At 62.8% G+C, this 25,914-nt stretch carries 26 protein-coding genes; 14 read left to right on the top strand and 12 right to left on the bottom strand.

Translation table 11 applies throughout. From position 1 onward, the window contains the following. The 5 genes from HUV48_RS01325 to HUV48_RS01305 all read right to left on the bottom strand — a co-directional run bounded on the left by HUV48_RS01325 (position 1) and on the right by HUV48_RS01305 (position 4,219). Positions 1 to 675: a nitroreductase gene (locus HUV48_RS01325; protein WP_176265972.1), complete on the bottom strand. Its 675-nt coding sequence runs from the start codon at positions 673 to 675 to the stop codon at positions 1 to 3. Continuing rightward, complete coding sequence (cobT, locus tag HUV48_RS01320) at positions 672 to 2,498, bottom strand: cobaltochelatase subunit CobT (protein WP_176265971.1); 1,827 nt, start codon at positions 2,496 to 2,498, stop codon at positions 672 to 674. Before cobT ends, HUV48_RS01325 begins: the two co-directional genes overlap by 4 nt. 13 nt (positions 2,499 to 2,511) lie before the next feature. Then, positions 2,512 to 3,171 (bottom strand): fructose-6-phosphate aldolase, encoded by a 660-nt coding sequence (gene fsa / locus HUV48_RS01315; protein ID WP_176265970.1) that lies wholly within the window; start codon positions 3,169 to 3,171, stop codon positions 2,512 to 2,514. Between the two features lie 111 nt (positions 3,172 to 3,282). Beyond that, positions 3,283 to 3,444: a hypothetical protein gene (locus tag HUV48_RS01310; protein WP_176265969.1), complete on the bottom strand. Its 162-nt coding sequence runs from the start codon at positions 3,442 to 3,444 to the stop codon at positions 3,283 to 3,285. Between the two features lie 82 nt (positions 3,445 to 3,526). Continuing rightward, on the bottom strand, positions 3,527 to 4,219 hold the full coding sequence (locus HUV48_RS01305; RefSeq protein ID WP_176265968.1) for a DUF4197 domain-containing protein: 693 nt from the start codon (positions 4,217 to 4,219) through the stop codon (positions 3,527 to 3,529). 81 nt (positions 4,220 to 4,300) lie between these two features. Between HUV48_RS01305 and HUV48_RS01300 the strand changes: the two genes are divergently transcribed. Beyond that, entirely contained in the window at positions 4,301 to 6,478 is a 2,178-nt protein-coding gene (locus HUV48_RS01300; protein WP_176265967.1) for a primosomal protein N', read from the top strand. On the opposite strand, the gene HUV48_RS01295 is transcribed toward HUV48_RS01300, so the two are convergent. Continuing rightward, positions 6,479 to 6,910 carry a winged helix-turn-helix transcriptional regulator gene (locus tag HUV48_RS01295; protein WP_318656026.1) on the bottom strand — a complete coding sequence of 144 codons (432 nt, stop codon included), beginning with the start codon at positions 6,908 to 6,910 and terminating at the stop codon, positions 6,479 to 6,481. A gap of 44 nt (positions 6,911 to 6,954) precedes the next feature. Between HUV48_RS01295 and HUV48_RS01290 the strand changes: the two genes are divergently transcribed. The 4 genes from HUV48_RS01290 to HUV48_RS01275 all read left to right on the top strand — a co-directional run bounded on the left by HUV48_RS01290 (position 6,955) and on the right by HUV48_RS01275 (position 12,712). Then, positions 6,955 to 7,551 (top strand): FMN-dependent NADH-azoreductase, encoded by a 597-nt coding sequence (locus HUV48_RS01290; protein WP_176265966.1) that lies wholly within the window; start codon positions 6,955 to 6,957, stop codon positions 7,549 to 7,551. Between the two features lie 241 nt (positions 7,552 to 7,792). Beyond that, positions 7,793 to 9,358 (top strand): tetratricopeptide repeat protein, encoded by a 1,566-nt coding sequence (locus HUV48_RS01285; RefSeq protein ID WP_176265965.1) that lies wholly within the window; start codon positions 7,793 to 7,795, stop codon positions 9,356 to 9,358. A gap of 159 nt (positions 9,359 to 9,517) precedes the next feature. Next, positions 9,518 to 11,104, top strand: coding sequence for a hypothetical protein (locus HUV48_RS01280; RefSeq protein WP_176265964.1), 1,587 nt, complete (start codon positions 9,518 to 9,520; stop codon positions 11,102 to 11,104). A gap of 33 nt (positions 11,105 to 11,137) precedes the next feature. Continuing rightward, positions 11,138 to 12,712: a cryptochrome/photolyase family protein gene (locus HUV48_RS01275; protein ID WP_176265963.1), complete on the top strand. Its 1,575-nt coding sequence runs from the start codon at positions 11,138 to 11,140 to the stop codon at positions 12,710 to 12,712. A 4-nt stretch (positions 12,713 to 12,716) separates the two neighbouring features. Here HUV48_RS01275 and ada read toward each other — a convergent pair whose 3' ends face one another. Continuing rightward, positions 12,717 to 13,760, bottom strand: coding sequence for a bifunctional DNA-binding transcriptional regulator/O6-methylguanine-DNA methyltransferase Ada (gene ada / locus HUV48_RS01270; protein ID WP_176265962.1), 1,044 nt, complete (start codon positions 13,758 to 13,760; stop codon positions 12,717 to 12,719). A gap of 81 nt (positions 13,761 to 13,841) precedes the next feature. Here ada and HUV48_RS01265 point away from each other — a divergent pair, with 81 nt between their 5' ends. From HUV48_RS01265 to HUV48_RS01230, 8 genes are all read left to right on the top strand, one after another. Further along, on the top strand, positions 13,842 to 15,374 hold the full coding sequence (locus tag HUV48_RS01265) for a S1 family peptidase (protein ID WP_176265961.1): 1,533 nt from the start codon (positions 13,842 to 13,844) through the stop codon (positions 15,372 to 15,374). Between the two features lie 172 nt (positions 15,375 to 15,546). After that, positions 15,547 to 16,104: a F0F1 ATP synthase subunit delta gene (locus tag HUV48_RS01260; protein WP_176265960.1), complete on the top strand. Its 558-nt coding sequence runs from the start codon at positions 15,547 to 15,549 to the stop codon at positions 16,102 to 16,104. A gap of 24 nt (positions 16,105 to 16,128) precedes the next feature. After that, a complete protein-coding gene (gene atpA / locus HUV48_RS01255) occupies positions 16,129 to 17,658 on the top strand; it encodes a F0F1 ATP synthase subunit alpha (RefSeq protein ID WP_176265959.1) in 1,530 nt (509 codons plus the stop codon). A gap of 7 nt (positions 17,659 to 17,665) precedes the next feature. Then, on the top strand, positions 17,666 to 17,959 hold the full coding sequence (locus HUV48_RS01250) for a putative quinol monooxygenase (RefSeq protein WP_176265958.1): 294 nt from the start codon (positions 17,666 to 17,668) through the stop codon (positions 17,957 to 17,959). Positions 17,960 to 17,967: 8 nt separating this feature from the next. Next, positions 17,968 to 18,846, top strand: a complete 879-nt coding sequence (locus HUV48_RS01245; protein WP_176265957.1) for a F0F1 ATP synthase subunit gamma — start codon at positions 17,968 to 17,970, stop codon at positions 18,844 to 18,846. After that, complete coding sequence (locus tag HUV48_RS01240; RefSeq protein ID WP_176265956.1) at positions 18,843 to 19,211, top strand: hypothetical protein; 369 nt, start codon at positions 18,843 to 18,845, stop codon at positions 19,209 to 19,211. Before HUV48_RS01245 ends, HUV48_RS01240 begins: the two co-directional genes overlap by 4 nt. 18 nt (positions 19,212 to 19,229) lie before the next feature. After that, the gene (gene atpD, locus HUV48_RS01235) at positions 19,230 to 20,702 is read left to right on the top strand and encodes a F0F1 ATP synthase subunit beta (protein WP_176265955.1); all 1,473 of its coding nucleotides are present in this window, start codon (positions 19,230 to 19,232) and stop codon (positions 20,700 to 20,702) included. Positions 20,703 to 20,748: 46 nt separating this feature from the next. Beyond that, positions 20,749 to 21,012 carry an ATP synthase F1 subunit epsilon gene (locus tag HUV48_RS01230; RefSeq protein ID WP_176265954.1) on the top strand — a complete coding sequence of 88 codons (264 nt, stop codon included), beginning with the start codon at positions 20,749 to 20,751 and terminating at the stop codon, positions 21,010 to 21,012. Positions 21,013 to 21,177: 165 nt separating this feature from the next. Here HUV48_RS01230 and HUV48_RS01225 read toward each other — a convergent pair whose 3' ends face one another. The 5 genes from HUV48_RS01225 to glmU form a co-directional block, all read right to left on the bottom strand. Beyond that, complete coding sequence (locus HUV48_RS01225) at positions 21,178 to 21,657, bottom strand: CAP domain-containing protein (RefSeq protein ID WP_318656025.1); 480 nt, start codon at positions 21,655 to 21,657, stop codon at positions 21,178 to 21,180. Between the two features lie 116 nt (positions 21,658 to 21,773). Further along, positions 21,774 to 22,412 (bottom strand): L,D-transpeptidase family protein, encoded by a 639-nt coding sequence (locus HUV48_RS01220; RefSeq protein ID WP_176265952.1) that lies wholly within the window; start codon positions 22,410 to 22,412, stop codon positions 21,774 to 21,776. Between the two features lie 5 nt (positions 22,413 to 22,417). Continuing rightward, positions 22,418 to 23,194 (bottom strand): PEPxxWA-CTERM sorting domain-containing protein, encoded by a 777-nt coding sequence (locus HUV48_RS14210; RefSeq protein ID WP_217906647.1) that lies wholly within the window; start codon positions 23,192 to 23,194, stop codon positions 22,418 to 22,420. A gap of 170 nt (positions 23,195 to 23,364) precedes the next feature. Next, positions 23,365 to 23,616, bottom strand: coding sequence for an HNH endonuclease (locus HUV48_RS14640; RefSeq protein ID WP_225871523.1), 252 nt, complete (start codon positions 23,614 to 23,616; stop codon positions 23,365 to 23,367). A 49-nt stretch (positions 23,617 to 23,665) separates the two neighbouring features. Then, positions 23,666 to 25,036 carry a bifunctional UDP-N-acetylglucosamine diphosphorylase/glucosamine-1-phosphate N-acetyltransferase GlmU gene (gene glmU, locus HUV48_RS01210; protein ID WP_176265951.1) on the bottom strand — a complete coding sequence of 457 codons (1,371 nt, stop codon included), beginning with the start codon at positions 25,034 to 25,036 and terminating at the stop codon, positions 23,666 to 23,668. 64 nt (positions 25,037 to 25,100) lie between these two features. Here glmU and HUV48_RS01205 point away from each other — a divergent pair, with 64 nt between their 5' ends. Further along, positions 25,101 to 25,805 carry an HAD family hydrolase gene (locus HUV48_RS01205; protein ID WP_176265950.1) on the top strand — a complete coding sequence of 235 codons (705 nt, stop codon included), beginning with the start codon at positions 25,101 to 25,103 and terminating at the stop codon, positions 25,803 to 25,805. Positions 25,806 to 25,914: the final 109 nt, after the last annotated feature.

Genomic DNA, 25,914 nt, shown 5'->3' with positions numbered 1-25,914 from the left:
TTACTGCCAACCCTCCCAGCGGATCGCCTCGCCGATATCGGCCCGCTTGACGTCGAAATTGTTCACCGGCGCGCTTTCGTCACGGTAGCCGATGGCCAGCCCGCAGAAGAAGATGTGATCGTCCGGAATATCCACGACTTCGCGGATTTGCGACGCATAGACCGCCCACGCCTCCTGCGGACAGCTGTCGAGCCCTTCCTCGCGCAGCAGCAGCATGATCGTCTGCAACCACATGCCGATGTCGCTCCACTGCGGCGGACCCATGTATCTGGGCGTATGGATGAGCATGAGCACGGGCGCGCCGAACGCCTGGAAATTGCGCGCAAACCATTGAAGGCGGTTCGCCTTGTCCTCGCGCGAGATGTCAAGCGCACCGTACATATCCTCGCCGACGCCCCTGCGGCGCTGCTCGTAGGCGCCATCGAGTTCCGACGGATAGACGTTGTATTCGGGCCTGTGCGCGTCGCGGCCCTTGGGAAATTCGTGGGCGATCCGGTCGAACAGGCGCTGCATCGGTTCGCCCGAAAGGACGATCCCGTGCCACGGCTGCGTATTGCCGCCAGACGGCGAGCGCTGCGCCTTTTCGAGGATGCGGGCCAGCGTCTCGCGCTCGACCGGCTTGTTAACAAACGCACGAACCGAACGGCGGCTGCGGACGGCATCGGAGACGTTCACCCCTCCACCTCGAACAACCCGGCCAACTGCTCGATGATAGTCCCGCCGAGTTGCTCCGCGTCCATGATCGTCACCGCGCGCTTGTAGTAGCGGGTCACGTCATGGCCGATCCCGATGGCGACGAGTTGGACCGGGGACTTGGTTTCGACCCAGTTGATCACCTTGCGCAGATGGCTTTCGAGATAGCCGGGGCTGTTGTTGGTGAGCGTCGAATCGTCCACCGGCGCGCCGTCCGAAATGACCATCAGGATCCGGCGATCCTCCGGCCTTCCCATCACCCGGTCGTGCGCCCACAGGAGCGCTTCGCCGTCGATGTTTTCCTTCAGCAGCCCCTCGCGCATCATCAGGCCGAGGTTGCGCCGCGCCCGGCGCCACGGCTCGTCCGCTTTCTTGTAGACGATATGCCGAAGGTCGTTGAGCCTGCCGGGGTCCGCGGGCTTACCCTCGGCCAGCCAGGTCTCGCGCGCCTGCCCGCCTTTCCACGCGCGGGTCGTGAACCCAAGAATCTCGGTCTTCACACCGCAGCGTTCCAGCGTGCGCGCGAGGATATCCGCGCTGATCGCAGCGATCGAGATCGGCCGCCCGCGCATGGAGCCCGAATTGTCGATCAGCAGCGTGACGATCGTGTCCTTGAACTCGACGTCGCGCTCGACCTTATAGGACAGCGCGTGGCCCGGCTGGATCACCACGCGGGCGAGCCGCGCAGCATCGAGTAGCCCCTCTTCCTGGTCGAAATCCCAGCTGCGGTTCTGCTGCGCCATCAGCCGCCGCTGCAACCGGTTCGCGAGCCGTGTCACGACGCCTTGCAGGCCGGTCAGCTGGCTGTCGAGATAGGCGCGAAGTCGCTCCAGTTCTTCCGCGTCGCACAGCTCGCCCGCCTCGATGATCTCGTCATGCTGCTTGGTGAAGGCCTTGTAGTCGAAGTCGTCGGGCAGATCGGTCCAGCTGCGGTTCGGGCGGACCGGCATCATGCCCTCTTCCGCGTCGTCGCCCGGCTCGCCCTCGGTCAGATCGTCCTCGGAGGCGTCCATCTCCCCCTCGGCCTCGCCGTCGCCCTCGCCGTCAGTGGCATCGCCGGCCATCTCGACCGCTTCGGGATCGCCGGGATCGAGACCCTCTTCGCCCTCGTCCTCATCTTCCCCTTCGCCGTCGAAGTCGTCGTCTTCCTCGTCGCTGCCGTCCTGATCGGCTGGCGTCTGGTCGATGATGTGGAGGCGGCGCAGCATGTCGAGCGCGAGCGACTGGAACGCTTCCTGATTGTCGAGCGACAGCGCCAACGCTTCGAAATCGGTATCGGCCTTGGTCTCGATGAAGTCGCGCACCAGATCGACGCCCGCCTGCGCGCGTTCGGGCACGGGCTGGCCGGTCAGCTTTTCGCGCAGCACGAGACCGAGCGCGCTTTGCAGGGGCACATCGTCCGCTTCCTTTGCGCGGGAAATCGGATCGGAGCCGGCGCGCAGCTTCGTCGCCGCAGCTAGGTTGGCGGCGATCCCGGCGAAGTTATTGCTGCCGAGCGCCTCGTAGCGGACCTGCTCGACCGCATCGTAGCAGGCGCGCGCAAGCGGCTCGTCCGGTGCGCTTTTGGCATGAAGCGCGGTGTCGTGATGGCGCAGGCGCAGCGCGAAGCTGTCGGCAAAGCCGCGCGCCTCGCGGGTCTGAGCATCGGGCAGATCGCGGCCCGGCAGGGGAACGCGGAAGTTCTTTCCGTTCTCCGTCGGCGTATCCGCGCTCCAGGCAACCTCGACCTCCGGCTCGCGCGACAGAGCGCGCGCCGTGCCGGTCAGCGCCTGACGGAACAGGTCGAGGGGAGTCTGGTCTGCCATTGCCTACCGGAAATCAAACGCCCGGAATGCTCTGCCCGGTCGTTTTCCAGTCCTTGAGGAAGCCTTCGATGCCCTTTTCGGTCAGGACATGCTTGAACAGGCCGCGGATGACAGCTGGCGGCATGGTGGCGACATCCGCACCGATCTTCGCGCTTTCGAGCACGTGCGTCGCGTGGCGCACCGAAGCCACCAAGATTTCGGTGTCGAACAGATAGTTGTCGTAAATCAGCCGGATATCGCGAATGAGTTCCATTCCGTCGAAGCCGTTGTCGTCGTGGCGGCCGACGAAGGGCGAGATGAAGGTCGCGCCCGCCTTGGCGGCCAGTAGCGCCTGGTTGGCGGAAAAGCACAAAGTGACGTTCACCATCGTCCCGTCGCTCGTCAACGCCTTGCAGGTCTTCAGCCCGTCGATCGTAAGCGGAACCTTGATGCAGACATTGTCGGCGATTTTGCGGAGCGATTCCGCTTCACGCATCATCGTGTCGTGATCGAGCGCAACCACTTCAGCGCTGACCGGACCATCGACGAGACCGCAGATCTCCTTCGTCACTTCCATGAAATCGCGGCCCGATTTTGCGATCAGGCTGGGATTGGTGGTGACGCCGTCGAGCAGGCCGGTCTCGGCCATTTCCTTGATGTCATCGATATCGGCAGTGTCGACGAAGAATTTCATGATTGCTTGCTGAGCCTCCGGCTGGTTGGTTGCAGCCGTGCCTAGACGAAAAGGCTGCTCGCAAGCAAACCCTTAGGTAGCGCTATCGCTGCCCGATCGGAGCGAAGTTTGTTACGCCAGTTCGCGTTCCCCGGCAGATTCGTCCTTCCGCCGCGCCAGGCCGCGCGTAATCGCCGCGTCCTTGGCCCGCTCCGGCATCGCCTTTTCCGCTTTCATCCGGCGGTCCATGCAGTGCCGGCGGTAGCGTGCGAGGATGTCGGCGGTAAGCTCCACGGGTGTTCGGTCCTTCAAAGTCGGCGCGCTTGCTCTACGCGTCTTCAACTGCCGACGATGATGGCCGAGCGTGGCGATTCGTTCAAAGCGCCGCCGTGCCGAAAGCCCCGATTATCACCGGATCATTTGTACTGCGCGGATTGCGGCGGATTTCCTTTTCCTCGTAGCCCATCTCGTTCCAGATGACGTCGTTGACACGGCCGGCGAAGCGGTTCGTTACTTCGGCGACATTCACGCCGACGAGTGCATTCAGCGCCTCGCCGACGAGCGGATCGTTCGCGACAAGCAAGGCTTCCGAAATTTCCGGCACCATCGCTTCGATCAGCCGGCCGCCCATCTCGTCGCGCAGGAATGCCGTCGCCGCGCGCGGACCGCCGCGAACGAGGTCTGCCGCGTTCTGAATTCCAACGACGCGCACCGCGTCCGCCACGACCGGCGCAGCGCGGTAGCTGCCTTCGATGGCGACATCCGCAAAGGCATCCTGCAGGCGGTCCTTGAACAGCGACGAAGTCAAAATGCGGCTCAGGACGTCACCGCGCGCGCCCAGCATATCGCTAAGACCGATTTCGGCCACCTGCTGGTCCCAGAAGCCGTCGGGTGCAGTCAGACGCGCGAAGGCTCGCTCGCTGGAGAGAAGCAGCATCCGGCGCACCGCTTCGGTGAAACTGAAGGCGGGAAGGCTCGAGCACGCGGGCAATGCGAGCAGCACACCGCCGGCGGTCAATCCGCCGACGAAGGCGCGCCGGCTGGTCGGTTTCGCGGCAATTTCATTCATACTCGCAATCCTTTTCCCATTGTCTATTCCTGCCGGCAGCGCTTGCCTTGCCGTGGATGCATCCGACATAGGCGGATATAGATGAACCGTGTCCGTATCCTTCCGCTTAATGCCGCGCTCGGCCCGCTCGACTATGCAGTGCCTGGCGACATGCGGCTGGAGCCGGGTACGGTCGTAGTCGCTCCGCTCGGCCCCCGGCACCTGACGGGGATCGTGTGGGAGGCAGAACGGCTGCTTGCCGACGCGGTTCCGGACGAGCGGCTTCGCCCCATCGCCGAGGTCGTGCCGGTTCCGCCACTGCGCGCCCCGCTGCGCCGCCTGATCGAATGGACCGCCGATTACTACTGCGCTTCGCTGGCAAGCGTAGCGCGGATGGCGCTGGCGAGCGGCGGCGCCCTAAAGGGCCCGTCGACCACCACCGAATACCGGCTCAGCGGCAAGCAGCCCGACCGCATGACTCCGCAGCGCGCGCAGGCGATGGAGCGGCTGGACAGCGAGCAGGCGACCATCCGCGAACTCGCGGCAAAGGCCGGGGTCTCGGAGGGGGTGCTGCGCGGGCTCGTCGGTCAGGAAGTCATCGAGCCGGTCGAGGTCGATCTGCACCGTCCCTTCCCCCGCGCCCGGCCCGATCACGACGTGCCGGAACTGAGTGCCGACCAGCAGGAAGCGTCGGACACGATAGCGTCTGCGGTTATGGCACGGCGCTATGCCCCTTTCCTGCTCGACGGGGTGACCGGGTCGGGCAAGACCGAGACCTATTTCGAACCGCTTGCCGCCGCCCTGAAGGAAGGCCGGCAAGTGCTTGTTTTACTGCCCGAGATTGCGCTTACCGAAGCGTTCCTGAGGCGGTTCGAAGCGCGGTTCGGTGTGCCGCCGGTTCTGTGGCATTCCTCGCTCAAATCGACCGAGCGCCGCCGTGCCTGGCGCGCGATCGCGACTCCGCCCGGCGAAGGCGGCGCGCAGGTTGTGGTCGGCGCACGCTCGGCCCTGTTTCTCCCTTATGCCGACCTCGGCCTCATCGTAGTCGATGAAGCGCATGAGGTCAGTTTCAAGCAGGATGACGGCGTGCGCTACAATGCGCGCGACGTGGCGGTGATGCGCGCGCATTTCGAGGAGATACCGGTCGTGCTCGCGAGCGCCACACCGGCGCTCGAAAGCCTGCATATGGCGGCGAGCGGGACCTATACGAAGCTCGACCTCGAAAGCCGGTTCGGCGAAGCGCAGCTCCCCTCGATAGACCTGATCGATCTGACGGAGGAAAGGCCGGAAGCCGGTCACTGGCTCGCGCCGCGGTTGGTTGCGGAAATGGAAGAGCGGCTGGCCAAGGGCGAGCAATCGCTGCTGTTCCTCAACCGGCGCGGCTTCGCCCCGCTGACCCTGTGTCGCAATTGCGGTTTTCGTTTCCAATGCCCGAACTGCACCGCATGGCTGGTCGAGCACCGGCTGTCCCAGCGGCTCGCCTGCCATCACTGCGGCCACGAGACCACCCCGCCCGCCAATTGCCCCGAATGCGGCGAGCCTGACTGCCTCGTCGCCTGCGGCCCCGGCGTAGAGCGCATCGCAGACGAAGTGGCCGAGCGCCTGCCCGATGCGCGCGTTGCGCTCGTCACCTCCGATACGCTCTCTTCTCCCGGCAAGGCCAGCGCCTTCATCGAACAGGTCGATGCGGGCGCGGTCGACGTCATCGTCGGCACACAGCTCGTGACCAAGGGCTTTCACTTCCCCGAACTCACGCTGGTCGGCGTGGTTGATGCAGACCTCGGTCTCGAAGGCGGCGATCTGCGCGCAGCCGAGCGGACCTATCAGCAGGTCGCGCAGGTCGCCGGACGCGCCGGCCGGGGCGAGAAGCCGGGATTGGTCCTTATCCAGACACGCCACCCCGAAGCGCCGGTCATCGCCGCGCTCGCTGAGGGGGACCGCGACGCCTTCTACGAAGCGGAAACCGAAGCACGGCGCAGCGCAGGCGCCCCGCCCTTCGGACGCTGGGCCGCGATTATCGTATCGAGCGAGGATGAGCGCGAGGCGCGCGACGCCGCCTTCGCCATCGGCGGCACGCGTCCCGATCTTGACGACATCGCGATCTTCGGACCCGCGCCTGCCCCGATGGCGCTGCTGCGCGGTCGCTACCGCTATCGCCTGCTGCTAAACGCACGCCGCACCGCCAACGTCCAGGCGGTCATCCGCGACTGGCTGGGCAAGCTCGATCTGCCGCGAAGCGTGCGGGTCGGGATCGACATCGATCCCTACAGCTTCGTCTGATTAGACGCCCGGCCCCTCGGCGTCGAACCTGCGGCGCGAACGTTCGACCTCGGCGATGTTGGCGAGCGCCCAGTTGCCGAGCTGCGCTACAGGACCGACGAGCGACTGACCAAGCGGCGTCAACGCATAGTCGACCCGCGGGGGAACGGTCGGCGTGACGGTCCGCGTGACCAGCCCGTCGCGTTCGAGATTGCGCAGCGTGCGCGTCAGCATCCGCTGAGAGATCGCAGGAATGATCCCCCGCAGCTCGTTGAACCGGCTTGACCCTTCGGCAAGGCTCATCACGACGCGCACCGTCCACTTGTCGCCGACACGGGCAAGAATGTCGTTCACCGCCTGGCACTGCGGTGCGGTTTCGACCTCAAGGGTATCACCCATGTCCCTATCGGTCAGGTAAGTGCCCTCTTGCAGAGCTGCGGTAGCGGTTTCCATATGGCCTCCAGGTTATCGTTAGTAACTAGTACTGGAGTTCATGAATGCAAATCCTACGTATCGACAGCAGCACGACCGGCGAGCAGAGCATCTCGCGCAAGCTGACCGATCTCATCACGCAGCACTTTACCGAGGCCAATCCTGATGCGGAACTGGTCCGCCGCGACCTCGTCGAAAATCCGCTCGCGCATATCGACCCGATCACCACAAAAGCGCTGCGAACCCCGCCCGAAACGCACGAGGAAGCGGTCGCCGCCGCCTACCCTGACGAGCGCGCTGTACTCGACGAATTCTTCGCCTCCGACATCGTCATCATCGGTGCGCCGATGTACAATTTCTCCATTCCGAGCCAGCTCAAGGCGTGGCTGGACCGGCTCGGCGTTCCCGGCGTAACGTTCAAATATTCGGATAGCGGCCCTGAAGGCCTCGCCGGCGGCCGCAAGGTCGTTATCGCATCCTCGCGCGGCGGCGAGTATTCGAACGAGCAGATGGCGGAAAATCAGGAAAGCCTGCTCAAGACTTTCTTCGAATTCATCGGAGTGGACGATCTGCATTTCGTGCGGGTCGAGAAAACCGGCTTCGGTCCCGACACGATCGAAGAAGGCATGAAGGCCGCGAAAGAGCAGATCGCAGAGCTTTGACGTTTGCTTAATTAGATTGGGCGCGTTGCAAAAATGCGCCCGGTCAAACGCGCCGAGACAGCCGTCGGTCATTTTTTCAGAGCGGGCAGACAAGCTTAGCTGGAACCGGACCACTGCATAAATGCGGTGCACTTACGGAAAGCCCATCTATCATTTCGGATGGCGACTTGCGGAACCGTCCTCAATTTTTATAAACGTTTTGCTCGTTTGATATGAGGGTCGAGGTTTAAGGGGTCTGCACTTGTTTAAGAAATTTATGATGTTAAGCGCGGCCATGGCTGCTACTCCGGCGGTCGCTGCCGATAATTGGTGGATTGCCGAAACGGACCACTTCCGAGTTGTGTCCGAAGCGGGCGAACAAGAAGCAAGCGAGGTGGCAGGAAGCCTCGAACGCCTTGATCAAGCATTGCGCCTGTTTCGGGGGCTTCCACTCGATGCCGGTGAAGTAGCAGATAGTAAAAAGGTCACGATTTATCATACTGGCACGACCAGCGATATTGGTGAGCTTGCCTATTCACCCGGCGTCGCAGGGTTCTTCAGCCCGCGCGCTGGTAATTCCGTAGCGTTTGCGCCCGCGGAAGAAGATCGGCGCTCGCGCGGACGACTAGGTGCGCGGGTCAGCAGTGGCGAAGAATTGAACCCCGGCCAAGTGCTGTTTCATGAGTATGCGCATTACTTCTCGCGGCAACACGCTCCCGCCGCTTATCCGTTCTGGTATAGTGAAGGTTTCGCGGAACTGTTTGCAACTATCCGTTTTCGCGACGACGGTTTCAATCTCGGAGAACCGCCTCGCTATCGCAATTTCGTCCTACGTGATCTGAGTTTTGACGTTGAGGACGTTCTTGACCTCGATACGGAAGACGGGCGGGTTAATTATGCCGATGTGATGCGCCAATATGCGTATGGTTGGATGTTCACGAGCTACCTTACTTTCGAACCGTCGCGGCAAGGCCAATTGGCGAAGTACCTTCAACTCGTGAATGACGGCACGGAAAATCTCGAAGCCGCACGGCAAGCCTTCGGTGATTTGGACGAATTACAAAAAGATCTGGAAAAGTATCATCGCGGAAGGGCGCGAGCGATTGCCGTCGATTTTCCGAAGGGAACCGAGCCAGACATCCAAGTTACCGCGTTAGATGAGGCGGCGGCAGCGGCTATGCCGATACATATCCGTTCCACAGCAGGCATCCGGAAGCGTAACGCAGAAGGTCTGGCAGAAGATGCACGCGCACTCGTATCCCAGTATCCAAACTCCGCCGTGGTACTTGATACGGCGATGGAAGCGGAGTTTGATGCGGAAAATTACGGACAAGCGACGGCCTTGGCCAACCGTCTGATGGCGGCGGACCCGCAATCCGTACGGCCTTATCTTTATCTCGCGAAAATTGCGCTTGAAGAAGCGAAGACTGACCCGGCGAAAGTTTTTGAAGCGCGCGAGCATTTGGTTTCGGCGAACAAGATCAATCCAGAGCGGCCCGACGTTCTGCACACCTACTTCGACACTTTCGTGTATGCCAACGAGCAGATACCGGAGACAGCGCGCATCGGTTTGGAACAGGCCTTCCGCATCGCGCCATTCGATACAGGTATTCGGCGTTCGCTCGCCTACCTTCTTCTGTTGGAGGAGCGAGACCGGGAGGCAATTATTCTGCTCGGACCGGTGGTCAATTTGCCTCATGCCAGTGGCGAGGAAATCGAGAACATCCGCAATCTGGTAGACAAAGCCAGAGACGGCAACACGCAGCCGCTCATCGATGAACTTCGTCCAAACCTTGCCGACGACGATGAGGACGAAGAAGATTCTTGAAGGCGTTTGATTAGATACGCCATATGGGCCGGGTAACCTGATCGAAACTACCCGGCCCCCTATACGATGGCAGTCGTGCAGACGCTTAGCCGAGGTCTTGCGGATTAATTGCGGGACTTGTCATCATGCGTTAGGCTTCTCTTCCGTAAGGGGGGCCTTATGCGACTCAGAACGAAAATTGCCGTCATGCTTGCGTTTTCGGTAGGGACGGTTTCTGCCGCCCCGGCCGCCGCCGAAACGTGGTACCGGGCCGATACGCACCACTTTGTCATCCTGAGCAGCGGCAAGGAAAAACAACTCGAAGAGTTCGCACACGAACTTGAGCAACTCGATGCGCTCATGCGGCTTTTGTTTGGCAAGAAACCGGAAGTCGAGCCGAACCGGCTGACGATCTATCTGCTCGACAACGCCAAGCAGGTTCAGGACTTGCTCGGTGACGAAGGAAAGACGGTCGCCGGCATCTACTCACCCGAAACTGACGGAAGCTACGCGATCGCCAATCGCCAGAAGAGCTACTCTGATTTCGGTCTGTCGGGCGATACCGTGATCTTTCACGAATACGCCCACCATTTTATGTTCCGCAATCTCCAAACGCCTGCGCCGGCATGGTTCGTGGAGGGCTTCGCCGAGTTCGTCTCGACCGCGGAATTCAAGCGCGGCGGCGCCTGGACCTTCGGAAAACCGGCCAATCACCGCGCCTACGGGCTGCAGGTCGGGCCGCAGGTTCCGATCCGCAAACTGCTGACGGAGACAGCCAGCGGCAAGAGCGATTACGTCGATGCGTTCTACGCGTGGTCATGGGCGCTTACGCACATGATGTACCGCGGGTCGGACGAGAAAGGCAGGCAGGTCGCCCGCTACTTTACCGCGCTTAACGAGGGGCAGGACCCGCTCGAAGCGGCGGAGGCCGAATTCGGCGATCTCGATGCGTTCGAAGCGCAACTGAAGAAATACACGAAAAGCGCGCTGTCATACGCGCAATCGGACGAACCGATCCCGTACCTCAGCGACATCACCGTTCGCAGGCTGTCCGAGTACGAATCCGATCTGACCCAGCTGACGCTGGAGGCGAGAACCGCACGCGACGTCGAGGGAACTCGGAAGGATTTCGCCAAATTCTTTGACCGACACCAGCCGACCGCCGACGGTCTGGTCCAGTTCGCGACACTAGAATATCTGGCCGCCCACCGGTCCGATGCGCAGCCGCAGTACGACTTCGCGGTGGCCGACGCGGCGGTCGACAAGGCGTTGGCGCTCAACCCCGATCACGTCGACGCCAATATCCTGAAGGGCAAAATCCTGCTCGAACCGTTCGATCACGATGACGATCCGGACGCGGGCAACTGGGCAAAGGCGCGGGCGTATTTCGGCAAGGCCAACCGAACCGATCCGCTCGATCCGGCACCGCTGTTCTATTTCGCCAATACCTACCTCAGGGAAGGCAAGAAGAATGCGCAGATGGGCGAGGCGCTCGAAGGCGCATTTTACGGTGCGCCCGAAAGTCGGGAAATTCGCTTCGCTTGGGCGCAGCACTTGGTGAACGAAGGCGAGTTCGACGACGCGATCAAGCTGCTGAAGATCATTTCGGGCAACCCGCATAACGGAAGCGGCACGCGCGAGTTCATCCGGATGATCGAACAGATGCGCGACGGAGAGCTTCCGATCGGGACACTGACGGTGACCCAAACCGCGGTCGTAGAACAAAGCGACCCAGAAGGTGACGAAGAAGGGGATACCGCTGGCTGAGGCACCGCTCGCGCGTTCGCTCGTTATGGCGGCATGAGTTCAAGCAATAGCGGCGGCGGCCCCGTCCTCGTTCCCATCCTCGGCGACCAGCTTACCCGCACGCTAGCGTCGCTGCGTGGGCGCACCAAGGAAGACACCGTCATCGTCATGGCGGAAATGTATGACGAGGCGACCTACGTCAAACATCACAAGCAGAAGATCGTGCTGATCTTCTCCGCGATGCGCCATTTCGCCGAAGAACTGCGCGATGCGGGGTGGGAGGTCGATTACGTCGAACTGACCGACGAGGACAATTCGCACAGCTTCACCGGCGAAGTAGCACGCGCCATCGAGCGGCATGATCCGGCCGCAGTCCATGTCGTCGAAGCGGGCGAATGGCGGCTCAACCAGGCAATCGCAGAATGGCCGGACAAGTTCGACCGCGAGGTCACGATCCTGCCCGACGACCGCTACCTGTGCCCCATCGCCGACTTCCGCGAATGGGCTGAGGACCGCGATCACCTGACGATGGAGCATTTCTACCGCGAGATGCGCAAGCGCACCGGCCTTCTCATGCAGAAAAGCGGGAAGCCGACCGGCGGTGAATGGAATTACGACAAGCAGAACCGCCGCCCGCCGAAGGACGACATGGACCCGCCGGAGCGGCCGAAGTTCGAACCCGACGAGATAACGCAAGCCTGTATCGAACTGGTCGAGGAAAAGTTCGCCGACCACTTCGGCAGCCTCGAGACATTCGCTTGGCCCGTCACGCGCGACGAGGCCGAGAAGGCCGCCGACGCCTTCTTCACGGAGCGGATCGAGAAGTTCGGCCCCTATCAGGACGCGATGGTCCACGGCGAGGACGACCTGTTCCACTCCATGCTGTCGACCAGCCTGAACCTCGGCCTGCTCGACCCGATGGAACTGTGCGAGCGGGCGGAGCAGGCTTACCGCGACGAGAAAGCGCCGCTCAATTCGGTCGAGGGCTTCATCCGCCAGATCCTCGGCTGGCGCGAATATATTCGGGGCTTCTACTGGTACAACATGCCGCATCTGCAAGAAGCGAATGCGCTCAATGCGCAGCGTAGCCTGCCGGACTTCTACTGGACGGGCGATACTGACATGCGCTGCGTTGCCGACTGCATCCGCTCGACCCGCGACAATGCGCACGCACATCATATCCAGCGGCTGATGGTGCTCGGCAATTTCGCGCTGCTGGCGGGCATTAACCCGCGCGAGGTGCAGGACTGGTACCTGGTGGTCTACGCCGATGCTTACGAGTGGGTGGAACTGCCCAATGTCAGCGCGATGATCCTTTACGCCGACGGCGGAAAACTCGCGACGAAACCCTACGCGGCAAGCGGCAACTACATCAACAAGATGAGCGATTACTGCAAGAAATGCGTCTATTCGCCGTCGAAGAAAACCGGCGAAGGCGCCTGCCCGTTCAACCCGCTCTACTGGTACTTCATGGATCGGCACCGCGACCGGTTGAAAAGCAACCACCGTATCGGCCGTATCTACGCCAACTGGGACCAGATGGGCGAAGAGCGGCAGAAAGAATACCTCGACAGCGCAGAGGCGTTTCTGGACAGCCTAGAGCCAGCAACCAAAGATTACGCGCGGTAGAGCATCATTCCGATCGTTCGCGCTTCAGCAGCTCTTCCTTGATCGCCGTGCCGTAGGCGTAGCCGCCGAGCGTACCGTTAGCCGCGATAACCCGGTGGCACGGGATCAGCACGGCGATATTGTTCGCACCGTTCGCGCCGCCGACCGCGCGGCTGGCTTTCGGACTGCCGAGCGCCGCGGCAAGCTCGCCGTAGCTGCGCGTCTTGCCGGGCGGAATAGCCCGCAGCGCCTCCCACACCCGCTGCTGGAAGGCGGTACCCTTCACGTCGAGCGGGATGTTCTCTGCCGTTCCGGGCCGCTCGACCGCAGCGACGACTTTACCGAACAGCGCCGCGAAATCTTCGTCCGCTTTCACGAGCTCCGCTTTCGGGAAGCGAGCGCGCAAATGTTCTTCCTCTTCGCCGAAGCTGACGCAGCAGACGCCTTTCTCGGTCGCCGCGACCAGCATTTTGCCAAGGCTGGTTTTGATCACGTCCCAATGAACCGTGCGCCCTCTGCCTCCGTCGTTCCATTCGCTTGCGCTCATGCCGAGCCGTCCTTCCATTTCCTCGTAGAACCGCGACGGGGCGCTGTAGCCCGCCGCAAAAATCGCTTCCGTCACGCTGCCTTCGCTAGCGAGCGAGGTGCGCGCCCGCTCTTCGCGCAAGGCGCGGGAATAGGCTGCCGGGGATAGTCCGGTGATGCGGGTAAAGACCCGCTGAAAATGGCTCGGCGAATAGCCTGCCTGTTCGGCTAGCGCCGCAAGACCAAGCGCGCTCTCGCTCGCTTTAATCGCCTCAATCGCACCGAGCACCGCCGCTTCGTCGCGCGCTACGTCGCGGGGAGCGCAGCGTTTGCAGGCGCGCAATCCGGCCGCCTCGGCAGCGTCGGCGTCAGAATAGAACTTGACGTTGTGCCGGGCCGGATGCCGAGCAGCGCAGGAGGGCCGGCAGTAGATGCCGGTCGAGTGAACGCCGGTCACGAAGCGCCCGTCGAACGCCCGGTCCCGCCGCTTCACGGCTGACCATGCAGTCTCGTCGTCGGGAAAGGCGCGCTCGGCTTCGTTCATGCCAGTCGTTCTAGCAGCGCGCCGACAGCTTCGCATCCCGCCGCTTGCGATGAAACCACGGCATCGCGTAAAGGCGCGCTGATGTTCCGCTTTATGCTACTTCTCCTATGCGCTGCCGCTCTCGCGCTACCGGCAAACTTGCGCGCCGAGCCGCAGGATATTGCTGCCGCTGCGCGCGGAGTGGTCCGCGTCGTCGTCATCGGCAGCGACGGCGAGCAAATCTTTCCGATCAGCCACGGCACCGGCTTCGCCGTGTCGCCGACCCGCATCGTGACCAACGCCCATGTCGTCAGCGAAGCGCTGGCGGACGACAGCCTGCGCATCGGCGTGGTCACCAGCGAGGGCGACGACGCCGTCTATGCGAAGACCGTCGCCGTCAGCCGCCGCAACGATCTCGCCCTGATCGAGCTGACAGGAGACCTGCGCCTGCCGCCGCTCACGATCGCCGGCGGCGTTCCGGCGGACAGCGGCGAGGTCACGGCGGTCGGGTACCCGATGAATGTCGACAGGGCGCAAGGCCTGCAGATCGGCGACATCTTCCGCTCGCAGCCGCCCGTCACGGCCCGCGGGTTCCTCTCGGGCGCACGCCCGTCGCGCGAGTTCGACACTATCCTTCATACCGCGCCCATCGCCCGCGGAAATTCGGGCGGTCCGCTGCTCGATGCCTGCGGCCGGGTGCTCGGCGTCAATAGCTTCGGTGCCGATTCGGGCGGATCGGATGCCGAGTTCTTCTTCGCCGTCTCGACCCGCGAATTGCTCCCCTTCCTGCGCGAGAACAATGTCGACCTGCGCGTCAACGCCCTGCCCTGCCGCAGCATGGCCGAACTTGATGCGAGCGAGCAGGACAGGCAGGAACGCCTGCGAGCCGCGCAGCGCGCGGAGCAGGAAACGCGCGCCCGAACCCAGCGCGAACGGCGCGAGCGGATCGGTCTCGAAGCCGAGCAATCCGTGCTGGAGGACCGCGAGAACGCGATCGCACTCGCTTTCCTGCTGGTTCTCGGCGGGTGGAGCGCGGCAAGCTATGCCGTATATTGCAAGCGGCGGGGACGCGAGGACAAGCGCATCTATATCGCCAGCGGCATTGCCGGCGCAGCTTTCCTCGCTGCGCTCGTCGCTTGGTTCTCCCGCCCCGGCCTCGGCGAAATCGACAAGCGCATCGCGCAGGCACTTACCCAGGGTCAGAACGAAGACGACGTGGCGCAGATGACTTCCGAGGGCATGCAGAAGCTGGTGTGTACGCTGGATGTAGCGCGCAGCCGCGTGACCAGCGCGGAAACCGACGACATCACGCTCGAGTGGAGCGAGGACGGCTGCGTCAACGGGCGGACCCAGTACGGGCTTGCGGGCGGCACGTGGTCGCGGGTCTTCGTACCGAACGGGGAAGCGGCGGTTTCCGTCAACCGCTTCGATCCCGACACCCTCACCTTCCGGACCGACCGCTATCTCCTGAACCGCGCTCAGATGAGCGAAGCGCGCGCGCAGCGCCGCAGCTACACGCCGCCTAAATGCAAAACCGAGAATGCCGCGAGCCTGCTTGGCGAAATGCAATCCTCGGTCACCGGGAAACTGCCCGAACGCGCGAACGAGCGGCTGGTGTATCAATGCAGCCCTTGAGATGATAAATGCGTCCCCGGCCCGCCCCGCCTGTTTCTCCAACACCGGCTTGCATCGGTTAGTAGGCAATGCTAGGCGCGCGCCAACCTTGCCGGGGGTGCGAAACGCGCCCTCGTTCGGCGCGGTCAGCACATTCTCGTGTCTTTAATCGAAACCCCAAGAGGATTTTCGCGTGGAAGTTTCCGCCGGTATTCAGTCTAGCCTAGCCGGGCGCTACGCCTCCGCGTTGTTCGATCTGGCCTCCGAAGCGGGTACCGTGAGCGCCGTCGAATCCGATCTCGACAAGGTCGAGGCGGCGATGAACGAATCGCCGGAGATGAAGGCGCTGACGACCAATCCGCAGATCAGCCGCGGTGCCGCCGAAAAGGCGCTGTGGGGCGCATCGGCCATTATGGGGCTTACCGGCCTGACGCAGAACTTCCTCGGCGTGCTGGCGCAGAACCGCCGTCTGTCCGCACTTCCGGGCATGATCCGCGCCTTCCGTTCGATCGCCGCCGCGCAGCGCGGCGAGGTTACCGCCGAAGTTACGAGCGCCCACGCGCTGACCGACAGCCAGCTCGAAACGCTGAAGACGAAGCTGACGCAGCGCGAGGGCCGCACAGTCAAACTTTCCACGAAAGTCGATCCGGAACTACTTGGCGGGCTCGTCGTCCGCGTAGGTTCCACGCGGATCGACGGTTCGATCCGCACTCGACTCAACTCTCTCGCCACGGCGATGAAAAGCGCCTGATCGCGCTCACGAAAGGCTACCCAGATGGAAATCCGCGCAGCAGAAATCTCCAAGGTCATCAAAGACCAGATCGCCAATTTCGGCACCGAAGCCGAAGTCAGCGAAGTCGGCTCGGTATTGAGCGTCGGCGACGGTATCGCCCGCATCCACGGCCTCGACAACGTCCAGGCCGGTGAGATGGTCGAGTTCTCGAACGGCGTTCAGGGCATGGCGCTGAACCTCGAAAGCGACAATGTCGGCGTCGTGATTTTCGGCTCGGACGCCGAGATCAAGGAAGGTGACGTCGTCAAGCGGACCGGCACTATCGTAGACGTTCCGGTCGGCAAGGGCCTGCTCGGCCGCGTGGTCGATGCGCTCGGCAATCCGATCGACGGCAAGGGCCCGATCGTTTCCGACCAGCGCAGCCGCGTCGAGGTAAAGGCGCCGGGCATCATCCCGCGCCAGTCGGTGGACGAGCCGGTGCAGTCGGGTCTCAAGGCGATCGACGCACTTGTTCCGGTTGGCCGCGGCCAGCGCGAACTCATCATCGGCGACCGCCAGACCGGTAAATCCGCCGTGGCACTCGATACCTTCATCAACCAGCGTGAAGCGCACCAGGGCGATGACGAGAAGCAGAAGCTGTACTGCATTTACGTCGCTGTCGGCCAGAAGCGTTCGACGGTTGCGCAGATCGTGAAGGCGCTCGAAGAAAACGGCGCGATGGAATACACCATAGTGGTCGCCGCAACCGCTTCGGAGCCCGCTCCGCTGCAGTATCTCGCGCCCTACACCGGCTGCGCTATGGGCGAGTTCTTCCGCGACAACGGCATGCATGCCGTTATCGTGTATGACGACCTTTCCAAGCAGGCCGTCGCCTACCGCCAGATGTCGCTCCTGCTTCGCCGCCCGCCGGGCCGCGAAGCCTATCCGGGCGACGTGTTCTATCTCCACAGCCGCCTGCTCGAGCGTGCTGCGAAGATGAACGACAGCGAAGGCGGCGGTTCGCTGACCGCGCTGCCGATCATCGAAACGCAGGCCGGCGACGTGTCCGCCTATATTCCGACCAATGTGATTTCAATCACCGACGGCCAGATCTTCCTCGAAACCGACCTGTTCTATCAGGGCATTCGTCCGGCGATCAACGTCGGCCTGTCGGTGAGCCGCGTGGGCGGTGCCGCCCAGACCAAGGCCATGAAGAAGGTCTCGGGCTCGATGAAGCTCGACCTCGCACAGTACCGCGAAATGGCGGCCTTCGCGCAGTTCGGCAGCGACCTCGATGCGTCGACGCAGAAGCTGCTGAACCGCGGCGCGCGCCTGACCGAGCTGCTCAAGCAGCCGCAGTTCTCGCCGATGCCGTTCGAGGAGCAGACCGTGTCGATCTATGCCGGCACCAACGGCTATCTCGACAGTGTTCCGGTCGACCGGGTGACCGACTACGAACAGCAGATGCTGAGCTTCATGCGCCAGAACCACGCCGACGTGCTGAACGACATCCGCACGACCGGAAAGTTCGAGGACGACGTGAAGGACCGCACGGTCAAGGCACTCGACGCATTCGCCAAGCAGTTCGCCTGATCACGCGATGAGCTACACCGTTTTCGCAACCATTCCGGTCAAGCCGGAGCATATGGATGCCGCCTGCGAAGCGGTAGCTTCCATCGTGCCCGCCACCCGCGACGAAGACGGCTGTATCGCCTTCGAGCCGCGCCGCGCCGCGGACGGATCGAGCAGCATCATGATTTTCGAGCAGTGGGCGAACCGGGAAGCTTTCGATTTCCACCATGCCCAAGATTATACGAAAGACGTCTTCGCTAAATACGAGAACTGGCTGCAATCTGCGCCCGAACTTGTCGAAGTGAAGCCGCTGGAAGGCTGAGGTAGACCATGGCTAGCCTGAAAGAACTCAAGGGCCGCATCTCCTCGGTCAAATCGACCCAGAAGATCACCAAGGCCAAGCAGATGGTTGCGGCCGCGAAGCTGCGCCGTGCGCAGGCAGCGGCGGAAGCCGCGCGTCCTTACGCAGAGCGGATGTCGTCGGTCATGGCATCGCTCGCCTCCCGGGTGAGCGGCAACAGCGCACCGAAGCTGCTCGCCGGTACCGGCAGCCGTCAGCGCCACCTGCTGGTCGTCGTCAACACCGACAAAGGCCTGTGCGGCGGTCTCAACTCGAACATCGTTAAGGCCGCGAAGGTCAAGGCGCGCGAACTGATTGCCGAGGGCAAGGACGTGCAGTTCTATCTCGTCGGCAAGAAGGGACGTGCCCCGATCAAGCGCGACTATGCCGACCGGATCGAGAAGTGGTTCGACACCTCCGACGTCCGCCAACCCGGCTTCGACGAAGCCGAAGCGATCGGCGACGACTTGATCGAACGCTTCGAGAATGGCGAATTCGATGTCGCGCACCTCGTTTATCCGGTGTTCCAGTCCGCACTGGCGCAGGACCCGACGGTTGATCAGTTGATCCCCGTCCCCTCGCCCGAAGGTGATGCCGACGCGGCGGCCAGCGATGCCGTCGTCGAATACGAGCCGGGCGAAGAGGAAATCCTCGAAGAACTGCTGCCCCGTTACGTGAAGACGCAGCTGTTCGGCGCGCTGCTCGAACGCGAGGCGTCGGAACAGGGCGCTTCGATGACCGCGATGGACAACGCCACGCGCAATGCCGGCGACCTCATCAAGGACCTGACTGTCCAGTATAACCGTAGCCGTCAGGCCGCGATCACCACCGAACTTATCGAAATCATTGCCGGAGCCGAAGCGCTGTGAAGAAATTGGTACCCCTTTTTGCTGCAATTACCGTCCTCGCCGGATGCGGGGAAGAAGCTGCCGAACCGGTTGCAACCGAAACGACTGCCGCTGCTCCTGCTCCCGAGCCTACCTCGACCCTGCCCGCACCCGACCAGGGACTGTTCACCGAAGTCTTCGCGGAAACCTGCCCCGATGCGGAACCCGTCAGCAACGCCGTCTGCCGGCGCGCAATGGGCGCGGACAACGTGACCTGCGAATTCGGCCTCGGCGAAGACCAGTATCTGCGCCACGAAGCGCAGCTCAGCGCAACCGAAGATAACTGGGAATTGGCCGATGCGCCTGCTATCTGCGCCGAGCACGGTTCCCACCACGTAGACCAGTAAGTCTTTAGGAAAACCATCATGGCCACCGCACCCGCTATCAATCAGTCGACCCCGAACATTTCCGCGGGCGGCACCATCTCGCAGGTCATCGGCGCAGTCGTCGACGTGCATTTCGAAGGCGAACTGCCGCCGATTCTGACCGCACTCGAAACGAAGAACGGCGATAATACGCTCGTTCTCGAAGTTGCGCAGCACCTCGGCGAAAACACCGTTCGTACCATCGCGATGGACGGCACCGACGGCCTGACGCGCGGCCAATCGGTCACGAACACCGGAAAGCAGATTTCCGTGCCGGTCGGCCCGAAGACGCTCGGCCGCATCATGAACGTGGTCGGTGCGCCGATCGACGAACGCGGCCCCATCGGCGCGGAGCAGACCGCTCCGATCCATGCCGAGGCTCCGCTCTTCGTCGACCAGTCGACCGAAGCCGATATTCTCGTCACCGGCATCAAGGTTATCGACCTGCTCGCACCTTATGCGAAGGGCGGCAAGATCGGCCTGTTCGGCGGCGCCGGGGTGGGCAAGACCGTGCTTATCCAGGAACTCATCAACAACATTGCCAAGGGTCACGGCGGCGTGTCCGTGTTCGCCGGTGTGGGTGAGCGTACCCGCGAAGGAAACGACCTTTACCACGAGTTCCTCGACGCGGGCGTCATCGCCAAGAACGACGCAGGCGAGGCGATCTCCGAGGGTTCGAAGGTGGCGCTGGTATTCGGCCAGATGAACGAGCCGCCGGGTGCCCGCGCCCGCGTCGCCCTCTCGGGCCTGACGATGGCGGAATACTTCCGCGACCAGGAAGGCCAGGACGTGCTGTTCTTCGTGGACAACATCTTCCGCTTCACGCAGGCCGGTTCCGAAGTGTCCGCGTTGCTGGGCCGTATCCCCTCGGCCGTGGGTTATCAGCCGACGCTGTCGACCGACATGGGCAACCTGCAAGAGCGCATCACATCGACGAACAAGGGTTCGATCACCTCGGTCCAGGCTATCTACGTGCCGGCAGACGACTTGACCGACCCCGCGCCTGCAACCTCCTTCGCTCACTTGGACGCGACGACGACGCTGTCGCGCGCGATCTCCGAGCTCGGCATCTACCCCGCAGTGGACCCGCTCGATTCGACGAGCCGCGTTCTCGAACCGCGCGTCGTGGGACAGGAGCACTACGAAACCGCGCGTAAGGTTCAGGAAACGCTGCAGAAGTACAAGAGCTTGCAGGACATCATCGCCATTCTCGGCATGGACGAACTGTCGGAAGAAGATAAGCTGACCGTCGCTCGTGCGCGCAAGATCCAGCGCTTCCTGTCGCAGCCGTTCCACGTGGCCGAAGTGTTCACCAACATTCCGGGCGTGTTCGTTGCACTCGAAGACACGGTTGCCTCGTTCAAGGCGGTGGTCGAGGGTGAATACGATCACCTTCCGGAAAGCGCGTTCTACATGGTTGGCGGCATCGACCAGGCGGTCGAAAAAGCCAAGAAGATGGCCGACGACGCTTAAGAAAAACAGCCCCGCCCCTTAGCGGGCGGGGTATTGAGGAACGACAATGGCATTGCATTTCGAACTCGTGACGCCCGCCAAGCTCGTGCGGTCCGAGGAAGTCCACATGGTGATTGTCCCCGGCACGGAAGGCGAGTTCGGCGTGCTCGAAGGGCATGCGCCGTTCATGTCGACGATCCGCGACGGCGCAGTTCAGGTCTACAAGACCGCTGGCGGTACGCCCGAAAACATCGAAGTGCGCGGCGGTTTCGCCGAAGTCGGCGATAAGGGCCTCACGGTCCTTGCCGAGCATGTCGAGGACGCGGCTTAAGTCGACGTCTTAGCCTTGGTGAACGAGAAAGCGGCCTGCGGGCCGCTTTTTTGTAAGCGTTGCAAGCGTGAAGAAGCGCGCGGCGCCGAGCAGGCCACGGATGCGATTGCTGCGGTACAACTTGTCAAAGCGGACGGACCGCGGCGTCGGCAAACGAGGGGCGCTTCAGAAAACCTTCTGACCGCGAATGTTGCCAGCCCGGCTGTAGCGGCACACCAGAATTTCCTCATCTGCTCCTGTCGCGCGCGCGCAGCCCACGGCCCGCGTCTTGCGCCACATCACCTGCGTATAGTGGCCGACGTCGGCATGATCGCCGGTAATGCTGACGTTCGGAAACCTGCCCGGCTTGAAATGTTCCTTTTCCTCGATCCACAGGCCGACCATGGCCTCGGGCTGAAAATGGCCGGGGGTGCCGCCCCACAGGTTCTCTCCGAGCGGCTCCGTCCCCGAATTGCCCGGTGAATGTTCGAACTTCCCGGTCGCCGCAAGTTCTTCTGCCCACTGCTTCGCCCCCCGCGCCAGTTCGCTGTCCCAGCGCAGTTCAGGCAGCTTCAGGGTAGCCCGCTCGCGGTTGTGACTGGCAAGCAAACGCTGTTCGAAATCGTTGTGAACGCCCTGCGCGCCAACCAGCAGCGGTGCGGTCACCGCGGCTGCCAGCGCCGCAGCAGCGCGGCGAACGATTCTCGGAGTACGGGCGCTTCTTCCCCACATGGGAAAATCTATGCGCCGCAAAATCCTTAATACGGGTTAAAGGATAAGCCTTACACTTCCTTACCTTGCGAGCGGACGATGCGCACCACGTCGCCTTCGCGCGTGACATCGAAAAGGTGCTCGGCGAACTCGATCGGCACACCGACGCAGCCGCGCGTCGAGGCGCCCCACTCGACCTTGCTGCCGTGGAGCGCTACGCCGTCATCGGTCAGCCACAGCGTGTAGGGCATCGGCGCGTCATAGGTTCGCGAATGGTAATCGCTGATCTTGCGCTCGATCGGGAAGCTGCCCAGCGGCGTATCCTTGCCGAAAGCGCCGAAGAGGATCACCGCGGTCCCGATTTCGTGGCCGCCGCGATAGGCCGAGACCATCTGCCGGTCGAGATCGACGAAGATCTGCACCTTGCCCGCGCCGATTTCGGCATCGTCCCAGCGAAACTCGCCATGCTTCATGCGCCCATCGGTCTTGATGAGCGAACGAACACCGGCCGGCATTATGCCTTGCTCGCTTCCCATTCTCGCCTCGTCCAAGTCGAGATAGACGCGGCTTTCGGTGTCGCTCGGTGCCTCTTGACCCCTGTTCGGTGCGCTTGTGCCAGCGGCGAATTCGCTTTTCGCTGCGCTCTCTTCTGCCTGCTCGCAGCCGGAAAGAGATACGAGCGCCGCGAAAGCTACAAGGGCGAGTCGCAAGGCGGTCAGCCGATAGTCTCGCGCACGGAATTTACGGGGGCGAACGCGATGCGCGGACGGCGGCGCATCATGGCGCCGGTTGCAGCCATGCCCAGAAGTAGCGTCGCCCAAGTCGCCGGTTCGGGGACTGCAGGAACGGGCGGAGGAGTACCGCCACCGCCGCCGCCAGCAGGCGGAGGATTGCCGCCTGGATTACCTCCGGGACCGCCGGGACCGCCAGGGCTGCCGCCACCGCCGCCGCCACCTATGCCGGGAAAGAAACCGCCGCCCCCGCCGCCCGTAACGGGCGGGCCGGAAATCGGTCCGCTTGCGAGCGGCGTCGATCCGATCGGTGCCGCAGCGGGTGCCTGCGAAAGCAAGGCTTCCGGGGGGATAAGCGCATCGTCGACTGCCGTATCTTCGCCGGGAATGACGCGGTCCTGTGCGGCTGGAGTATCGAATACCTTGCCGAGCGCCCGCTCGCGGGGCTGGCGCGTAAGGCCCTCGCGCGGCGCGCGGCGTCCCTTGCCCTTCCCCTTGCCGGCAACGAGAGCGGCTTCGTTTCGCTCGCCCGGAGACCGTCCGATGAAGGAATTCAGCGCGTTGCTCGCACGGTCGAAGATCGATCCGTCGTCTTCGCCACTGCCATCGGCCGCGGTGTAGCGGTCGGACGAGTTCCACCAGCTGCCATCATTATTGAACATGGTAAACGCGAGATAGGCTGCAGCGAGCAAAGCGACCGCCGCGACTCCGCCGTAGATCGCCTTCCGGTTGTCCTGCAATGTCGCACCTAATGTTTCCATAATCCCGATATAGCACGGCTTTTTCGAAAACCGTAGGCGGATGGCGGACTTTCTGGGGAGTGTCCCTAAATCAGCCAATTTGCGCAGGTAAAGGTTAATTTTTACCCTTAACGCCGCGGCACGCTAAAAATAACAGAAGCGCGAAGTCGAACCTGCATTTTTGCACGAAATCAACGACTTGTTCGCGTGGGCGCATGAAAGTCGGGCGGTTTGCCGGCGATCCAGTGAAGGAAGGTCGTCATGCGCTCGTCGCTCGCGATTCGCGTGCGATCGGTCCCGATTCGGGCCAATTCGGTATTGCTGAAATTGGCGTGGATGGTCCGGTGACAGATCGGATGAACCGGCACCGTCTCCCGCCCCCGCTTCGATTTCGGGACCGTATGGTGCCACTGTACCGATTGGCCGAGCGCCCGCTCACACAGCCAGCAGCGAAGGGGCTCGCCAGTATCGTCAGCGGCTTCCGCCGAGAATTCAGCCTTTCGCTTCGGCAGCTTTCTTCTTCTTCATCGTGTCATGGAAGCGGTCGGCCCAACCGGGCTTCACGAACTGTTCGGCGCGGACCATCCGGAGCTCGCCGTCCGCAACGTCGCGGCTCACCGCGCTCCCCGCAGCGACGATCGCATCGGCGCCGATCTTGACCGGAGCAATCAGCGACGAGTTCGATCCGATGAAGGCACGCTCGCCGATAACCGTCTTGTATTTGAAATAGCCGTCGTAATTGCAGGTGATCGTCCCCGCGCCGATGTTTGCCCCGGCCCCCACTTCCGCATCGCCGAGATAGGTCAGGTGGCTGGCCTTCGCGCCCTCACCGAGCACGGCCTTCTTCATCTCCACGAAATTTCCGACGAAGCTGTCCTTCTTCAGCACCGCTCCGGGCCGGAGGCGGGCGTAGGGCCCGACCTGTGCGCCCTCGCCGACGTCCGCTCCTTCGAGATGACTGAAAGCCTTGATCCGCGCGCCATCCGCGACGGTGACGCCCGGACCGAACACGACGTTGGGTTCGATCACAACGTCGCGGCCCAGCTTCGTATCGTAGCTGAAGAAGACGGTTTCCGGAGCGCGAAGCGTCGCGCCTTCGGCCATCGCTTCCTTACGGGCGTGTTCCTGCCAAACGCGTTCCGCTTCCGCGAGTTCACCGCGGCTGTTGATGCCGCGCACTTCGTCCGCGCTATCGGCGGAAATCACGGCGCAGGTGTCCCCGTCGGCAATCGCGATGTTGACGATATCGGGCAGGTAAAATTCGCCCTGTGCATTGTCATTGCCGACCCGATCGAGCAGTGCGAAAAGGTCTTCGGCCCGCGCGGCGAGCAGGCCCGAGTTGCAGACCGGACAGCCGCGCTCGTCGTCGTTTGCGTCCTTGTACTCGACCATCTTCGCGATTCGCCCCTCGGCATCGGCAATCACGCGCCCGTATTGCAGCGGATCGTCCGGCTCGAAGCCGAGGACGACGGCCTTGGGCGCATCGTCCTGATGGAGCCGCTCCAGCATGGCCCGCATCGTTTCGGCGCGCACGAAAGGAACATCACCGTAGAGAACGAGCACGTCGCCGGTGAAACCTGTGAGACTCTCCTGCGCCTGTTGGACGGCATGACCCGTACCGAGTTGCGGTTCCTGCAGCACCGTGTCGGCACGGCCTTCGACTGCCGCCTCTATCTGTTCGCGCCCTGCCCCGACCACACAGACCTGCCGCGCAGGCCCGAGCCGCTCCACCGATGCCATGAGGTGTTCGAGCATAGCGCGTCCCGCAACCGGGTGCAGCACCTTGTGCAGCGTTGATTTCATCCGCGTTCCCTTGCCTGCGGCGAGGATCACGGCAGCGAATTCGTAGTGTCGATCGGTCATGTCTTCGCGCCATGACAGCAAATGCTTGCGGTTTGAAGAAACATCACGCACCGACCGCCCGCATATGACAGATTTTCCCTTTCGCTGCATCGGGTTCGACCTCGACGGCACGCTCGTAGAAAGCCACCGCGACTTGGGCGAAGCGGTCAACCACGCCCTGCGCGAAGGCGGGTTCAATCCCGTCCCGGTCGAGGATGTGACCGACCTGATCGGCGGCGGAGCGAAGGTGATGCTGCGGCGCGCGCTCGACAAGCAGGGCGGTGTGCCGGAGGACGAGTTTCGCAATCTCTACAAAACAATGCTGCACTATTACGACGGCCATGTCGCGGTGCATACGCGGCCCTATCCGGGCGTAATCGCCGTACTGGACGAGCTTGCCGAGCGCGGAGTGGTTCTTTCGGTCGTGACCAACAAGTTCGAGGGCTTCGCCCGCGGCGTGCTGGGCGCGCTCGACCTGACCGATCGCTTCGCCTCGATCATCGGCGGAGACACGCTCGGCAAGGACGCGGAAGGCAATTACCGCGCCAAGCCGCTCGCCGATCCGATCGATGCCGCTCGACAGGCTTCCGGCGGCGGCAATTTCGCCTTCGTCGGCGATTCGAGTTACGATGTCTTGGCCGCCCGCGCCGCCTGCGTTCCCATCGTTGCAGCGGCCTACGGATACTGCGACGGACCTGCCGACGAACTGGGCGCTGATGCGGTGATCGCAAAATTCGCAGAGCTGATTCCGGCGCTGGAAGGCTTGGCGAAAGCCGATTCGCCGCACTGATCGCGGCTGCTACCCGGCTTGCCCCTACGGCACCGCGAGTGTCGCCGCGAGCGGTTGCATGACCCATGGGAACGTGCAACGAGACAGACGCATTGACCTTAACGTAAAC

The organism is Qipengyuania atrilutea (genome assembly GCF_013370205.1).
GTDB lineage: Bacteria > Pseudomonadota > Alphaproteobacteria > Sphingomonadales > Sphingomonadaceae > Actirhodobacter > Actirhodobacter atriluteus.
This window is presented reverse-complemented; position numbering and strand designations above follow the sequence as displayed.